At 69.3% G+C, this 13,839-nt stretch carries 13 protein-coding genes and 1 tRNA gene; 6 read left to right on the forward strand and 8 right to left on the reverse strand.

Features of this window, described 5'->3' with window-relative positions:
- Positions 1-410: 410 nt before the first annotated feature.
- The 4 genes from WA640_RS27410 to WA640_RS27425 are packed head-to-tail and all read right to left on the reverse strand — an operon-like array spanning position 411 to position 2,608.
- Complete coding sequence (locus WA640_RS27410; RefSeq protein ID WP_335992035.1) at positions 411-1,187, reverse strand: hypothetical protein; 777 nt, start codon at positions 1,185-1,187, stop codon at positions 411-413.
- A 4-nt stretch (positions 1,188-1,191) separates the two neighbouring features.
- Positions 1,192-1,893, reverse strand: coding sequence for a WXG100 family type VII secretion target (locus WA640_RS27415; protein ID WP_335992036.1), 702 nt, complete (start codon positions 1,891-1,893; stop codon positions 1,192-1,194).
- A gap of 2 nt (positions 1,894-1,895) precedes the next feature.
- Positions 1,896-2,216 carry a type VII secretion target gene (locus tag WA640_RS27420; protein ID WP_335992038.1) on the reverse strand — a complete coding sequence of 107 codons (321 nt, stop codon included), beginning with the start codon at positions 2,214-2,216 and terminating at the stop codon, positions 1,896-1,898.
- A 5-nt stretch (positions 2,217-2,221) separates the two neighbouring features.
- Positions 2,222-2,608 carry a YbaB/EbfC family nucleoid-associated protein gene (locus WA640_RS27425; RefSeq protein ID WP_335992039.1) on the reverse strand — a complete coding sequence of 129 codons (387 nt, stop codon included), beginning with the start codon at positions 2,606-2,608 and terminating at the stop codon, positions 2,222-2,224.
- A 135-nt stretch (positions 2,609-2,743) separates the two neighbouring features.
- On the opposite strand from WA640_RS27425, the gene WA640_RS27430 reads away from it, so the two are divergent.
- A complete protein-coding gene (locus WA640_RS27430; RefSeq protein WP_335992040.1) occupies positions 2,744-3,304 on the forward strand; it encodes a hypothetical protein in 561 nt (186 codons plus the stop codon).
- Between the two features lie 17 nt (positions 3,305-3,321).
- On the opposite strand, the gene WA640_RS27435 is transcribed toward WA640_RS27430, so the two are convergent.
- On the reverse strand, positions 3,322-4,512 hold the full coding sequence (locus tag WA640_RS27435; RefSeq protein ID WP_335992041.1) for an LppU/SCO3897 family protein: 1,191 nt from the start codon (positions 4,510-4,512) through the stop codon (positions 3,322-3,324).
- Between the two features lie 93 nt (positions 4,513-4,605).
- Between WA640_RS27435 and WA640_RS27440 the strand changes: the two genes are divergently transcribed.
- Both WA640_RS27440 and WA640_RS27445 read left to right on the forward strand, forming a co-directional pair.
- Positions 4,606-6,795 (forward strand): DEAD/DEAH box helicase, encoded by a 2,190-nt coding sequence (locus WA640_RS27440; protein ID WP_335992042.1) that lies wholly within the window; start codon positions 4,606-4,608, stop codon positions 6,793-6,795.
- A gap of 52 nt (positions 6,796-6,847) precedes the next feature.
- On the forward strand, positions 6,848-7,423 hold the full coding sequence (locus tag WA640_RS27445; RefSeq protein ID WP_335992043.1) for a DUF4291 domain-containing protein: 576 nt from the start codon (positions 6,848-6,850) through the stop codon (positions 7,421-7,423).
- Here the strand turns inward: WA640_RS27445 and WA640_RS27450 are convergent.
- Positions 7,402-8,742 (reverse strand): cellulose binding domain-containing protein, encoded by a 1,341-nt coding sequence (locus WA640_RS27450; protein WP_335992044.1) that lies wholly within the window; start codon positions 8,740-8,742, stop codon positions 7,402-7,404. The genes WA640_RS27445 and WA640_RS27450 overlap by 22 nt on opposite strands.
- A 101-nt stretch (positions 8,743-8,843) precedes the next feature.
- Between WA640_RS27450 and WA640_RS27455 the strand changes: the two genes are divergently transcribed.
- Both WA640_RS27455 and WA640_RS27460 read left to right on the forward strand, forming a co-directional pair.
- On the forward strand, positions 8,844-10,454 hold the full coding sequence (locus WA640_RS27455; RefSeq protein ID WP_335992045.1) for a cellulase family glycosylhydrolase: 1,611 nt from the start codon (positions 8,844-8,846) through the stop codon (positions 10,452-10,454).
- 142 nt (positions 10,455-10,596) lie between these two features.
- The gene (locus WA640_RS27460) at positions 10,597-11,568 is read left to right on the forward strand and encodes an aldo/keto reductase (protein ID WP_442904850.1); all 972 of its coding nucleotides are present in this window, start codon (positions 10,597-10,599) and stop codon (positions 11,566-11,568) included.
- Between the two features lie 70 nt (positions 11,569-11,638).
- On the opposite strand, the gene WA640_RS27465 is transcribed toward WA640_RS27460, so the two are convergent.
- Positions 11,639-11,714: transfer RNA gene (locus WA640_RS27465), tRNA-Arg, on the reverse strand.
- 153 nt (positions 11,715-11,867) lie between these two features.
- Positions 11,868-12,539 (reverse strand): hypothetical protein, encoded by a 672-nt coding sequence (locus WA640_RS27470; protein WP_335992048.1) that lies wholly within the window; start codon positions 12,537-12,539, stop codon positions 11,868-11,870.
- A 138-nt stretch (positions 12,540-12,677) separates the two neighbouring features.
- Between WA640_RS27470 and WA640_RS27475 the strand changes: the two genes are divergently transcribed.
- Positions 12,678-13,820, forward strand: a complete 1,143-nt coding sequence (locus WA640_RS27475) for a winged helix DNA-binding domain-containing protein (protein WP_335992049.1) — start codon at positions 12,678-12,680, stop codon at positions 13,818-13,820.
- Positions 13,821-13,839: the final 19 nt, after the last annotated feature.

Genomic DNA, 13,839 nt, shown 5'->3' on the forward strand with positions numbered 1-13,839 from the left:
CTCTAGGGGGTAGGGAGAAGGCCCCGACCCGATCCGGGCCGCGAACCGCCCCCAGTGTGCCCCATGCCAACCAACCGCGAAAGCCCCCAAAGCCTCCCAACTCCCCGGCACGGATTCACTACACCTCGCCCATGAATCCCCTTCACCGCCTCCTCCTCGGCCCCAGACGACTATGAAGCGTGAGTGTAATGATCGGGCCAGTCGCCGATCCTTCGTCTGCCTGCATGAATCGCGCGGTACGCAAGGATCGCTGAACCCTGAACTTCGTCCTCGTTTTCAGGGCGACCTGTCGATTTCAGAAGAGTGAGATGCCCCTGAGGCTGGGCGGGATCCGGCCCGTATTCGTATGTGATGCGGTCACGGTCTTCAGATATCTTCTTCACATTGAGTAGTACGGCCATTTTCCCTCTTTAATCGAATACATCATATCGTTCGCGATTCTGTGGCACATTCCCGGCATCGAACTCGTTCTGCCAGTTGGCAATCGAGTTCGCATAGTTATGGGCCTCGGAATACGGTGCATCCGGGTTGTTCTGGAAATAGGTTCCTTCTGCCAGCTCGTGCTCAAGCAGAACTATATCGCTCTCGCTTGGATTCCCGTTGACCAGCCTGATCCAGGCGGAAGCCTGTTCTGGATCGGGATCGAACCGGCCGTATCGAGGGGGATCGCCCCAAGAGTTGTCGATGATATGGCTGTCGCTCATGAAGTTGTTCTTGGCGATCTCGATCTCTTCCGGAGTGAATCCTGTTTGACCATTCTGGCGTGGGAAGTCTGCAAGGTTTTCGGCGATGGCGTCGATATCACGGTTGTTCTGCGTGAAGTAGTCGTACGCCTCGCTGGCCCATTGTTCCTGCTGATCAGGGTCGAGCCTGTCCCTGGGACGTATTGCTCCGCCGGTGTATGCGAGATCTGTCTGGTCGGTGGTGGACGCCTGGCTGGTGGAGTCTGCTGCACGGCCGCTTTCGGCTTCGGTCTTGGCCGTGTCGTGGACTTCGGCCATTTCGGTGGAGGCGTTCTTGCCCTGGAAGTTGAGGCGCTCCTCGCGTTCGGCGGAGTCCTTCGGGCGGCCGGTGAGGGGGTCGATGTCGTTGCCGTCGGGGCCGTCCGGGCCGTCACCGCCGCCCTTGGGTTTGGCCATGAGGAGGCCGACGCCGAGGAGCAGGAGGAGCTTCAATGAGCGTCGCATGGCCTCACACCCCCAGGAGGGTCTTGAGGTTCATGAACGACTGCACCAGGGCCATGCCGTAACCCATGATGATGCCCGCCCACTTCACCACGGCCGCAACGATCTGCGCGGCGATGACCGGGATCGTCACGACGAAGATCGCCTCCACCGCCCACACGATCACGTGCGAGACGAGCTCGGCGATCAGGTCGCGCACCAGCTCGTGCGTGATCTGGACCAGGCTCCCGGCGCCCTCGGTCGCGGCGGCCATCGCCTCGGCGGTGGCCGCGAGGGCGGAAGCGGAGGTGACGTTGTGGGCCATGAGCGCCTTGTACGAGTCGGCCGCGTCGCCGGTCCAGGTCGGCATGTCGCCGTCCAGGTGCGCGGTCAGCTCTTCGACGATCGCGAGCAGCTCGCCCGACATGTTGCTCCACGTCTGCGCATGCGCCGCAACGACGTCGGCTTTCCCGGTGAGCTCTTGGAGCATCTCCCGCAGCGGCTCGAAGTACTCCATGGCCCAGCCCAGGCCCGCCGAGAGCAGCGCGCTGAACGGGTCGAGCGCCGACCCGACCACTTCGAGCGCGAACCCGCCACCGGCGAGCAGGTCGTCCACCCAGCCTTCGGATTTGAACGCGTCGATCATGCCGAAGTACGAGTCCAGCGGACCCGCCCCGGTGTACCACTTGTTCGTCGACTGCACGGGCGCGATGAGCGGATTGTCCGACATGCCTACGCCCCCATCCGGTCGCGCAGCTCAGCGAACGCCGTCTGCGAATCGGTGTCGCTGGCCTCGTACTCCTCTGCCGCGGCGCGCAGCGCGGCGGCGGCGATGGTGAAGTTCTCGCCGAGGTACGACGTGATCTCGTCCTGCCGCTGGTGCCGCTCCTCCAGGCACCCGGAGATCCAGCCGCACAGCAGCCCGTACGCCTCGTCGTCCTGCTCGATGTACGCGCTGGCGTCCATGATCGCGTCGAAGCGCTCCTTGAGCGAGTCGAGGAACCTCGCGTGCTCGCGCAGTTCCTCGGGCTCGACGGTGTACCCGTTCCCCATGGCGCTCAGTCCTCCTCGCCCGCGCGCGGCATGAGCTGCGAGCGCACCCGGTCGGCGATCGCCTGCCCCGCAGCCGAATCCGACCCGAGCGTCTCGGAGATGATCTCCGCGGACCGCTCGGCGATCTGCGCCTTCGCCGCCTGGACGGCCGCCAGGACCGCCTGCGCGGTGTCCTCGGTGCTGATCCGCCGCGTCCGCTCGCTCAGCACGAGGTCGACCAGGTTCCCGCTCGAATCGACCGTGACCTGCGCCAGGCCGTCAGGGTCGGCCGCGGTCACCTTCAAGCCCTCGAACTGGGCGCTCATCGCCTGCGTATCGGCCGCGAGCTGGTCGATCCGGCCCTTCCATGCTGCAAGATGCTGCCTCGACGCCTCCGGGTCGGGGATTCCCATGTGCGCTCCTGCTCTTCACTTAGGGTTGTGGCACAAGGGGTCATGCGCCGGTGACATTCAGAGAGACTATCCGATCGGCGCAAGAATCGCGGTCCGGTTGGGAGCGATTCCAGGTGCGGGCCATAGAATCGGCGGATGATCTCTTCGCAAACTTTCCTGAAACATTGCGCGGCAGCCGGTGTGGTGCTCGCGGCGCTGGCCGCGGCCGGTTGCGGCGGCGGAGAGGAGCCGGAGTCGGACGTCTCCGCGTCGGATGCCGCTGCCGCTCCGGCGACTTCAGGGGTCGCCGACCCCTCCGGGCGGCCGTCCCCGTCGCCGTCTGAGGCCGAATCCACCGAGCCCGCAACGGAAGAGGCGGCCGCGGACGACGCGGGCTACGAGGACTGCGGCGACGGCGCGTGCGAAGTGCCGTTCTCGGGCTCGGTCCAGTTCCCGCTCACCGGAGGCGACGGCCAGTGGACCGTGGACGCGGTCGTCGAGGACGGCGGCGTCCAAGTGAGCCTGACCAAGCCGAACGGCCTCGGCGGAGGCGGCGGCTTCCTCGACCATCCGTCGTGCGCCCTGACGTTCCGCGCCGACGGCAGCGGCGGCCTCGCCTGCGATGAGGAGCCCGCCGCGCCCGACTCCGGCGGCATCGTGCTGCAGCTGACGGCACTCGACGGCGACGACGCGACCGTGGCGGCGACCCTCGGCTGACGGCCGCCCAAGCCGTCCTACAGCCACCCCCAGCAGACCGTGAACGACAGCTCGGGGAAGTCCGGGACCTCCTCGTACGCCCAGCCCCAGCCGTTGCACCAGCTCTCGCCGTCGACGATCTCGTTGGTGCGACCCGTGACGTAGGCGTTGCCGTCGTCGCAATCGGACACGAACTCGGCGTACGTGTAGTCGGAGTTCATCGACAGGCAGTCGTCGACCTCGGCGTACCCGGTGTCCCCGCTGGCGTACAGCATCTGAAGGCACAGCGTGGTGTCCAGATAGGTCTCACCCGTCGAGTAGCCGACGCCGTAGATGTAGTACGTCGAGTCGGTGCACGAGCTCGTGCTCGACTCGCCGTCGATCCGCTCGATGACCTTGAACGCCCCGTCCTGGCAGTCGAGGACGTACCACGCGCTGCCCGCCGCGGAAGTGCCGTAGACGCACTCGCCGACCTGCGCATGGTAGGCGTCGTCGCCGTCGATCACGGTGTAGCTCAAGCACAGCACCCGGTCGGTCCCGGTGGAGGTGACCGAGAGGTTGACGACCGGATTGGAGTCGCAGGACGTCAGGTCGCTGGTGCCCTCGATGATGTCGACCGCCTCGAAGGCCCCGGCCCCGCACACGGCCGTCTCCAGCTCGGGGGTGGTCTCGTCGCCGTAGTTGTAGAAGCAGTCGCCGATCACCGCGTCCGCCACCGGATCCGCCACCACGTCCTCGGTCGGATCGGCGTTCGACGTGGCATCCGAGCCGCCACCTCCCCCATCCCCGCCCGGGTCCGCGGTCGTGGTCCCGGGGTCGTCCTCATCGTCAGAGGTGAGCACGATCCCGGTGATGCCCAAGCCGAGCAGCAGCACCACGCCGAGCGCGATGCCGATCCACCCCGCGACCGGCATCCCGGAACTCGGCGGCGGCACCGGCGCGTACTGCGGCGGCATCCCGGCATAGCCGCCCTGGTACGGATCACCGGCCGGGTACGGGCTCGGCCCGGGCGGATAGGCCCCCGGCCCGGGCGGGTAGGGACCTTGCACGGGCGGGACCTGGGCGCCCGGCGGCGGATACCCGATGTTGCGGCTCGTCTCCGGGCCCGGCATGTAGCCGGGACCGGGCGCGGAGCCGGGCGTGTACCCCGGGCCGGGATTCGAGGGCGAACCGTTCGGGCCGGGGTTCGCGGAGGGGTCGGGCACGGGGTCGAAGTGGTAGGGGTCCATGCGGCGATTCTGGCAGGTCGATGCAACCGCTCGGCAGTGCCGCGGCCCGCCCGGGCCCTTACAATTGACCCCCTCCCCACCCCAGGAGTCCCCATGGCCGACACCCCGCTCGACAAGCGGAAGCTCCGCGAGCACGCGCGCTCGCAGGTCTCGCGCGCCCGAGAGACGTCGCGGCAGTGGGAGGCCCTCGCCTCCGCGCCCGCGCAGCTGCGGAAGTCCGTGCGCGGCCATGTCGCGGCCATCGCGCACGAGGAGGTCGCCGGGCAGCTCGTGACGATGCGGATCACGGAGCTGAAGCAGGTCGCCAAGGGCCTGCGCCTGGCGAAGCTCGAAGCGGCGGGGATCACCACGGTCGCCGACGTCCTCGCGAACTCCCGCGAGCAGCTCCTCGCGATCCCGGGCGTCGGCGCGCAGACCGTCGACGAGGTCAAGGCCGCCGCCGAGCACTTCGCCGAGCGCTCCCGCGCCGACACCAGGCCCCGCTTCGACCCGCAGCGCCGCGATCCCCGCCACACGCGCATCCTCGCGCACCTGCGGGCCGAGCAGACTGCCTCCGCGGCCGTCGGCGACCTGCGCGAGACCGTCCACCGCTTCCGCGAGCGCGCCATGCCGTACTTCGCCGCGGCCGACCGCGCCGGCAGCAGGCTCGCGATGCTCTTCTCAAGTCGCAAGCGCAAGGCCGAGACGCTCGCCCGCCTCGAAGTCCTCGAAGCGGTCAACGCCGCCCCCGAAACCCTTGCACTGGAACGCGACCTCGCCGCCGCGCTCGACCGTGCCCGCCCCGAGCGCTGGACCTCCGACGAGCTGTGGCGCGACTACGAGCGCCGCGCCGCCAGCGTCAACACCCAGCTCGCCAAGCTCACCGGCAGCGACGTCGAGGACGCCGGGCGCGCCGAGGACTTCGTCGGCGCCGACCTGCGGCACGAGATCGAGACCCTCCCGTTCGACCGGTCGCTCCTGCGCACCGACCTCCGCTACTACCAGCTGTTCGGCGCGAAGTACGTGGCCCACCAGCGCAAGGCGATCATCGGCGACGAGATGGGCCTCGGCAAGACCATCCAGGCCCTCGCCGTCGCCGCGCACCTGGCCGCGAACGGCCAGCGACGCACCCTCGTCGTCTGCCCCGCCAGCGTCGTCCCCAACTGGCTCAACGAGATCCGCAAGCACACGCACCTCGACGCGTTCAGCCTCCACGGCCCCGACCGGGAGGACGAGGCCCGCAGGTGGCTGCGCCGCGGCGGCGTCGCCGTCACCACCTTCAACACGATCGACCGGCTGGACGCGCTCCCGCAGCGGTCGAGGTTCGCCCTCGTCATCGTCGACGAGGCCCACTACATCAAGAACCCGGACGCCAAGCGCAGCAAGGCCGTCGGCGACGTCATCAGGCGCTCGAAGCGGGCCGTGCTCCTGTCCGGCACGCCGATGGAGAACCGCGTCCAGGAGTTCAAGTCCCTCGTCGGGCACCTGCGGCCCGACATCGCCGACCGCGTCGGCGAGGGCGACGACGTGGTCGGCGCGACCGAGTTCCGGCAGGCCGTCGCCCCGGTCTACCTGCGGCGCAACCAGGAGGACGTGCTCACCGAGCTCCCCGAGAAGATCGAGGTCGAGGAGTGGGTCCGGTTCAACGCGCAGGACGAGGACGAGTACCGCGAGCAGGTGCGCCGCCGCAACCTTATGGGCATGCGCCGCGCCTCCTCCGCGATGCCGGGCTCCGCGAAGCTGGAGCGCCTCGCCGAACTCGTCGACGACGCCGGGGACGAGGGCCAGAAGGTCATCGTGTTCTCGTACTTCCTCGACGTGCTCAAGGCCGTGGGAGAGCGGTTGGGGGACCGCGCGATCGGGCCGATCACCGGGAAGGTCGCCGCCCCGAAGCGCCAGGCGATGGTCGACGCGTTCACGCGCCGCGAAGGCCCCGCGGTGATCCTCGCGCAGATCGAGGCGGGCGGCGTCGGCCTGAACATCCAGTCTGCGTCGGTGGTGGTCCTCGCTGAGCCGCAATGGAAGCCGAGCATCGAGCAGCAGGCCGTCGCGCGGGCGCACCGCATGGGCCAGACCCGCCGCGTCCAGGTCCACCGCCTGCTCGCCAAGGACGGCGTCGACGACCGCATCCGGGAGGTCCAGGAGCACAAGGAGCTCCTGTTCGAGCACTACGCCCGGCACAGCGACGCCAAGGGCACCGGCCCGATGGCGACCGCGACCGCCGTCGCCACGCTCGAAGACGACTCGATCCCGCTGGAGCAGCGCATCATCACTGCCGAGCGCGCCCGGGTCGGCCTCGGCTGACCCAGGCTATTGCAGTTGCGCCGCCGCCCCGCGGGCGGCGACCATGCAGCGTATGGAAACACCCCGAATCCCCGACCGCCAGATCCGCGCGGTCTACGACGCCGACACGATCACCGTCTACCAGGCGTACGACCCGCACATCGCCGAACCGGCGCTCGCCGCGCAGACGTTCGTCCCGCCGTTCAAGCGCGAGCGCATGACGTGGATCAAGCCCTCGTTCCTGTGGATGATGTACCGCTGCGGCTGGGCGACCAAGCCCGGCCAGGCCCGCGTCCTCGCCGTCTCGATCACCCGCGGCGGCTTCGCCTGGGCCCTGGCGAACTCGTGCGGCAGCACCCCTGCCCCCGACGAGACGCACGACGACTGGAAGCGCCGCCTGAAGGCCTCCCCGGTCCGCGTCCAGTGGGACCCCGAGCGGGACCTCCGCCTCAACCGCCTCGACCACCGCTCGATCCAGATCGGACTCGGCCCGGCGGCCGTCGACCGCTATGTGGGGGAGTGGATCACGGCGATTGAGGACGTCACGCCGCTGGCGCGGCGCATCGCCGCGCACCTCGACGCCGGGGAGCAGGACCGCGCCCGCGACCTGCTCCCGGCGGAGTGCCCTTACTCGTTCGAGGCCGTGTAGGCGACCTCCGTGTAGGCCGTGCTGCACTGGGGGTTGCAGGTCGAGGGCAGGGAGAACGCGTAGACCCGGCCGTCGTTGATGAGCTGGTCGTTCACGTCGGTGACGCGGATCTGGAAGTCCGTGCCGGCCTCGGCGGTCGGTTCGAGGATGTAGGACTGTCCCATGTCGCCGTTCATCTCGGCGTCATGCCATGCGCCGTCGGCGAAGTACTCCACGCCGTGGATGCCGTTCGCGAGCTGCGAGACCGCGATCGCGCCCCAGTACTTCTGGGCGCCTTGGAGGAAGCCGATCTTGATGTCGCCGCTGTAGTCCGGCGCGGGGATGAACGACCAGGACACCTGGCGGTTGTTCCAGTGGTCGAGGAGGTCGCCGACCGGTGCGCCGCCCTGCTCGAACCGGTTGATCGAGGACGTGACCAGGTCGAGGTGGAACGGGTCGTCGCGGCACCAGGCGTTCGCGTCGCCGCAGCTGTCGGCGACGATCATGTCGAGAGTGGCGCCGTTGTACTCGTCGGCGGTCCAGGAGCCGTTGCGGCAGAACGGCTGGCTCTGCGCGCCGTCGTTGACGCCGGTGCAGTAGTCGCCGATGTCGACGCGCACCCACCGGCCGCAGTTGGCGCCGTTGTCCCACAGCCCGATCTTGTCGGCCATGTCGGGCGGGATCGGCCGCGGGTAGAACGCGTAGTCGCCCGGGGTGTCGTAGACGTTGAGCGCCACGAAGTCCTGCGTCTCCAGTTCGGGCTGCGGCAGTCCGCAACCGCCGTAGGGCGATCCGAGGCCGCTGAAGTGGGTCGCGTTGCCGGTGTCGCCTTCGCCGCCCGGCGGCGGCGTGGTCTCCTCGGGAGGCGTGGTCTCCTCCGGCGGCGTGGTCGAGCCGGTGGGGGAGTCGGTCTCCTGGACGCCGCCGCAGGCGACGCCGTTGACCGTGAACGAGGTCGGCACTGCGGCAGGCCCGCTGACGATGAGCCCGAACAGCTCCCGGGTCTGCCCGGCCGAGATGGTCGCGTTCCATCCGGCGTCCGAGCCGGTGAACCTCGCGCCGGACTGGGTCCAGTCGACGTTCCACGCGCTCTGGACCGTGCCGGACAGGTCGAACCCGATCGTCCAGCCGTCGACGCGCTCCGAGCCCGCGGTGAGCGAGACGTTCGCCTGGTGCCCGCCGCTCCAGCTGCTGACCACGTTGTACTGCACGGATTCGCACGCGGCGGCGTGTGCCGGGTTCGCCGCCACGATCGCCGCCGTCGCGGCGATCAGCGCTCCTGCCGCGACGGCGACGGCACTGAGCCGCCGCCTGCGCTGCCGCGCTCCTTGGACTTCCATGGCCCGTCCTCCTCCTTGACAGATGTATCCAGATACATCAATATGTAGGGACGATACCCTTGGGATCGCTCCCAGTCCAGTCTCACGTCAGGAGCCCCGGCATGGCACCCGTGCGAAGTATTCGCCAGTTCCACAGAGCCGCAACAGCAGCGGTGCTCAGCGCACTCGCCGTGTTCGTCGCGGCCGGCCTCTTCGTGCTGGGGCTCCCCTCCGCGCCCGCCAGCGCCCAGACGCAGGGCACCGGCACCGGCTTCCTCAGCACCGACGGCAGCCGCATCGTCGACGAGACCGGCGCCGAGGTGCGCCTCACCGGGATCAACTGGTTCGGCATGGAGACCGACAACCACACGTTCCACGGCCTGTGGGCCAACGCCCCCGCGACCTGGAGCGGCCAGCTCGACCGCATGGCCGAGCTCGGCTTCAACACCCTGCGCATCCCTTACACCGGCGACTCGCTGCGCCCCGACGCCGAGGCCACGAGCGTCAACGACTACACCAATCCGGACCTGGTCGGCCTGCACCCCTTGGAGATCCTCGACAAGGTCATCGACCACGCCGGCGACCTCGGCATGCGCGTCATCCTCGACCGCCACCGCCCCAGCGCCGCCGGGCAGACCGCCCTCTGGTACACCCCGCAGGTCTCCGAGCAGAGCATCATCGACGACTGGACGATGCTCGCCGAGCGCTACGCGGGCAACCCCACGGTCATCGGCGCGGACCTGTTCAACGAGCCGCACGCCGAAGGGACCCTTCCCAACGCGACCGGCTCCTGCTGGGGCTGCGGTGTCCAGTCGCGCGACTGGCGCCTGGCGGCCGAGCGCATCGGCAACGCCATCCTCGACGTCAACTCCGACTGGCTGATCCTCGTCGAGGGCGTCAGCACGGTCTCCGGCGGCCTCACGAACCAGTGGGACAACGACCCCGCCACCGACGACGAGAGCACTTGGTGGGGCGGCAATCTCAGCGCCGCCTTCGCGAAGCCGGTCCGCCTCGACGTCCCCCACAAGCTCGTCTACTCCGCCCACGACTACGCGATCTCGGTCTACGACCGCCAGCCCTGGTTCGAGGACCCCGACTTCCCGAACAACCTTCCCGAGGTCTGGGACCACTTCTGGGGCGACCTCCACAAGCAGGACGTGGCGCCGGTCCTGGTGGGCGAGTTCGGCAGCACCCTCGCGAACCCGCTCGACACGCAGTGGCTCAACGCGCTCATGGACTACATGACAGACAACGGCATGTCCTTCACCTTCTGGGCCTGGAACCCCAACTCCGGCGACACCGGCGGCCTCGTCGACAACGACTGGTGGACCGTCAACCAGACCAAGTACAACATCCTCGAACCCCACCTCAACCCGCCCGTCCCCGACGGCAACGGCTCCGGCGAAACCACCTCCCCGCCGCCCCAGCCCACCGGCGCCTGCACCGCCACCTACGCCATCACCGGCGGCTGGCCCGGAAACTTCCAAGCGAACGTCACCGTCAAGAACACCGGCTCCACGTCCCTGAACGGCTGGACCGTCAAGTGGACCTACGCAGGCGACGAGACGATCTACAACTCCTGGAGCACCCAACTCACCCAATCCGGCAAGACCGTCACCGCCAAGGCCCCTACCTCAAACGCCACCCTCGCGGCAGGCCAACAGACAACCTTCGGCCTCCAAGGCACCTACACAGGAACGGCCGGAACTCCGCAGCTCACCTGCACGTCCTGAGGACAACCGGCCGCGGGCACCGGGCCCGCGGCCGGCCTTGCCGCCGCCCGCCTGCAGCCGCCCCCAGTACGTCGAGGCGCGGGTCGGTATCGTGCTGGTGCGGCCCGATCGGGTCGGTGCGGTCTGGGAGAGGGGACGGTTCATGGAGTACACGCGTGTGGGAGGGTCAGGCCTCAAGGTCAGCCGGATCGCGCTGGGGTGCATGAGCTTCGGCCAGATGCCCGGGGACTCGGACGCATGGGCGCTCGGCCCCGAGGAGTCGGCGCCGCTGTTCCGCCAGGCGGTCGAATTGGGGATCACCTTCTGGGACACCGCGAACATGTACTGGGCCGGCAGCTCGGAGGAGCTGGTCGGCAAGGCGATCAAGGAGTACACCCGCCGCGAGGACGTGGTCCTCGCCACGAAGGTGTTCTTCAAGATGCACGACGGTCCAGGCGGCTCGGGGCTGTCGCGCAGGGCGATCCTCGAACAGATCGACGCCTCCTTGAGGCGGTTGGGAACCGACTACGTCGACCTGTACCAGATCCACCGCTTCGACCCCGAGACGCCGGTCGAAGAGACCATGGAGGCACTGCACGACGTGGTGCGAGCGGGGAAGGTCCGCTACATCGGCGCGTCCTCGATGTGGGCCTGGCAGTTCGCCAAGATGCAGCACGTGGCCGAGGTGAACGGCTGGACCCGGTTCATCTCCATGCAGGACCAGTACAACCTGATGCAGCGCGAGGAGGAGCGCGAGATGTTCGGCCTACTCGCCGATCAGGGGGTCGGCAGCCTCCCGTGGAGCCCGCTCGCCAAGGGCCGCTTGGCCCGTCCTTGGGGCGAGCGAACGGCCCGGTCCGAGCGCGACCCGATGGCCGCCCGCTATGACGGCGAGCGCGACCGTCCGATCGTCGAGGCCGTGGCCCGGATCGCGGCAGAGCGCGGCGTGCCCATGGCGCAGATCGCCCTCTCCTGGGTGCTCGGGAAGTCCGCGGTGACCGCTCCGATCGTGGGCCCCACGAAGCTCCACCACCTCGCCGACGCAGCGGCGGCCGTCGACCTCGAACTCACCGACGACGAGGTCGCGGCCCTGGAGGAGCCGTACACGCCGCGCCTGCCCACCGCCTTCAGCTAGTCGCGTGGGGTCGGCTCTTGCCCGACCCCGGACAGCAGGAAAGCCGGGTCGATGACCCGGCTTTCTTGTGTGGTGCGCCGCGAGGGATTCGAACCCCCAACCTTCTGATCCGTAGTCAGATGCTCTATCCGTTGAGCTAGCGGCGCTCTTGGCCCGGTTGAGCAGGCCGGGCATAACCTTACCTGGCTCGGGATCGCGCCTGCAACCGGGTTCGGTGGTGTGCTGTGGGTCATCATGGGCGGATTGGTCCCCGCCTGGATTCGAACCCCCAACCTTCTGATCTGTAGTCAGATGATCGGTCAGCAGTTGTCCAGGACCGTCTTTGCGAAGGTGCGCCAAGCCTCGGGGAGGGTGTCGGTGCCTACGGCTGCCCAGACTGCGGTTTCGGCTTCGGGGACCTCGTCGCCGAGGAGGTAGCGGGCCACGAAATCGGCGCGGTTGGGGTGGCCGGGGAAGAAGTAGCCGGCTGCGGCGAAGAGGGCGACATAGGCGCGGTGGAGGCCGGAGGTGAGGGTCTCGGCGGTGTCCCAGGGGTCGGTGGATTCGGCGAGGCGGGTGGCGAGGGTCTCGGCCTCGGCGGCGACGGTCTCGCGGGACGCGTCGGCGAGGGACTGCGGGAACTCGGTCACCTCGGCGCGGGCCTTGGAGCCGAGTTCGGAGTCGTCGGCGAGGAGCGTGCCCTCCGCGAACGCGCCGATGACCTTGAGGGCTTCGGAGGAGGGGTGCTCCCAGCCCTCGCCGCGGCCGAGCGCGTCGAGGAGCTCCTGGAAGCGGGCGACCGTGAGGTGCACCGCCTCGCCGGTCGCGTCCTCCGGGACCTCGGCGGTCTCCCACACGCACACGAGCTCGGCGTCTTCACCGAAGCCGGACAGGGCCGGGCCGTGCGCGTACGCGAAGGCGAGGCGTTCGTCGTCGTTGAGGTCGGCGAGGACGTCGGTGGAGAGCCTGAGGACCGCGTTCGGAAGGGACATGCCGCAATTGTGCTTGCTCCTCGCAACCGCGTCCACCCGTCTGAGCAGAGGAACCACCCGTGATTCCGGCCATCGGAGCCCCTGGGGCGGGTGGTTCGGCGGAGGGCTCATGTCGCCTTCTCCCGCTAGCATGAGCGAATGCCGACACCCACCCGAGACCTCACCCCGGCGGCCGTCGCCGCTTGGCGCGCCCGTTCGCAGCGGCTGTGGGGCGAGCGCCTCGCGACGCCGTGGGACGCGTTCGAGCACCTCGCCGCCGTCCAGTCGCAGGAGTACCAGCCCTCGAAGCTCACGCCCGCGATGCGCGCGAAACCGGACGGGGACGGCCTCGCGTACGCGGGCGCCGGCGGCGTCGACTCGCTCATCGAGCAGGGCCGCGTCCTGCGCACGCACGTCCTGCGGACCACCTGGCACACCGTCCCCGCGGCGGACCTGCGGATGCTCATCGCCGCCAGCGGCGACCGGGTCATGCAGGTCATCGTGAACGGCAGCCGCGGGATCGGCATCGACCTGCGCACGCACGAGCGCGCCACCGAGGCGCTCGCGGCCGCGACCGCGGGCGGGAGGCACCTGACGCGGGAGGAGGCCGGGGAGGCCCTCGAAGCGGCCGGGATCGCCGGAGCGTCCGGGCAGCGGCTGGGGCACCTGCTCATGCACGCCGAGGTGTCGGCGGTGATCTGCTCGGGGGACCCGAAGGACGGCAAGCAGACCTATGCGAGCTTCGACGAGCGCGTCCCCGCCGGCGCGATCGGCAAGGACGAGGCGATCCGGGAGCTCGCGCGCCGGTTCTTCGCCTCCCGGGGCCCCGCCACCGTGAAGGACTTCACCCGCTGGGCGACCCTGAAGGTGGCCGACGCGAAAGCCGCCGTAGACGAGCTGTTGCTCGGCGGGTCGGGCCTGCGCGAGCTGCGCTACGACGACCGCGTCTTCTACTACGAGGGCGAGCGGCCCGAGCCGGAGGACGGCGGGCCCGTCGTGGACTTCGTGCAGGGCTACGACGAGATGCTGTGCTCCTACACCGACTCCAAGGACCTGGTCCTGCACCACTCGGTGTCGCGCGCGCTGTTCCCCGACCGGCCGCGGTTCACCTCCGCGATCCTCCTGGACGGCCAGGTGGTCGGGAACTGGAAGGCCGCAGTGAAGAAGGACCGCGTGGTCATCGAGACGTGGCGGGTGCGCGGCTTCACCGCCGCCGAGATCGCCGCGATGCGCCGCGGCGCCGACCGGCTCCGCGCCTGGTTCGGCAGCCCGGAGATGGAACTCGGCCTCGACCACGCGTGAGCAGCGGTCGAGGCCGAGA

It is taken from the genome of Glycomyces sp. MUSA5-2 (genome assembly GCF_037034145.1).
GTDB lineage: Bacteria > Actinomycetota > Actinomycetes > Mycobacteriales > Micromonosporaceae > Glycomyces > Glycomyces artemisiae.